Genomic DNA, 1,235 nt, shown 5'->3' with positions numbered 1-1,235 from the left:
TGCCGACCACTGCGGAAGCGGGTTTTGCCGGCCTCCACATCGAGAACTGGTACGGCATGGTCGCGCCGAAGGGCACGCCGAAGGAGATCGTCGCGGCGCTGCATGGCCTGGCAACCAAGGCGATGGCGGATCCGGCGGTAAAGGAGAAGCTCGCCGCGCAGGGCGCGACGCTGGTCGGCGACGAGCCAGAGCACTTTCGCGCCTTCATCGCGGACGAGACCCAGAAGTGGGCCAAGGTGATCAAGGACGCCGGGGTAGAGACGGCGAAGTAGGTCTACGCTCCTTTGAGCGTAAGAGTCGACCTATCTCAACACGACCGGTGCGTTCCCTCCCCCCTTGCGGGGGAGAGTTAGGGAGAGGGGGTCACACGGGGACTCCATCGACCGTAAAGGAACACTTCTTCGCGACACAAACACCTTTTGCTGGGTACCCCCTCCCCCGCCCTCCCCCGCAAGGGGGGATGGAGCTCAGTTGTGTGCGCAGCTATAGCGTCAGCTCGCGTCGGCGCCCCTTACACCGCCGCGGCCCTCAAATGCTCCACCAGCATTTTCGCCGGCCTTGGCAACGCCTTGAAGCTGCGCGCGCAAATCACGAGCCTTCGGTTGGCGAAGGCGTCGCGTAGCCGAACCATGGCGAGCGGCATCAGTTTGGCGCAGCGGCGGGCGGCGGCTTCGGGCATGAGCGCAACGCCGACGTCGGCGGCAACCATCTGGCAGATCGCGTCGAAGTCGCGCAGCCGCGCGCGAAAATGCGGGCGCATGCCGAGCCGGGCTGCATGTTTCGAAATGTGCATCTGGAGCGCGGTGGCGCTGGTCAGACCGACGAAGTCACAGGTCCCCGCCTCCTGAAAATCGATCTGGCGGCGGCCCGCGAACGGGCCGCGCTTCGACGTCACCAGCGTCAGGCGGTCCTCGCTGAAGACGAAGCGCTCGATATGCTCAGGCAGCGCGTGCTCGGCAGCAAAGCCGAGATCTGCCGCACCTGCGGTGATAGCAGCTGCGATGTCGGTGCTCTCGCGCTCCTCGATGTCGATGGCGACGTCGCGATGCTCGCGCAGGAAGCCGGCGAGCGCCTTCGGCAGATGCTCCGACAGGCCCGAGGTGTTGGCAAGGAAATGCACGCTGGCGCGGACGCCGCTGGCAAAGCCGGCGAGATCGCCGCGCATGGCGTCGATCTGGTGGATGACGAGCCGCGCATGATCGAGCAGGCTCTCGCCGGCCGCGGTCAATTCGACG

Annotated in this window: 2 protein-coding genes; one reads left to right on the top strand and one right to left on the bottom strand. The window is 66.1% G+C overall.

Translation table 11 applies throughout. From position 1 onward, the window contains the following. On the top strand, positions 1-272 hold a 272-nt coding region (locus MOV75_RS38775), incomplete at its 5' end, for a tripartite tricarboxylate transporter substrate-binding protein (protein WP_247008113.1). 239 nt (positions 273-511) lie between these two features. Here the strand turns inward: MOV75_RS38775 and MOV75_RS38770 are convergent. Then, a partial coding sequence (locus tag MOV75_RS38770) for a LysR substrate-binding domain-containing protein (RefSeq protein WP_247008111.1) occupies positions 512-1,235 on the bottom strand: 724 nt, incomplete at its 5' end.

Origin of the sequence: Bradyrhizobium sp. PRIMUS42, from assembly GCF_023006515.1 — a bacterium.
GTDB lineage: Bacteria > Pseudomonadota > Alphaproteobacteria > Rhizobiales > Xanthobacteraceae > Bradyrhizobium.
This window is presented reverse-complemented; position numbering and strand designations above follow the sequence as displayed.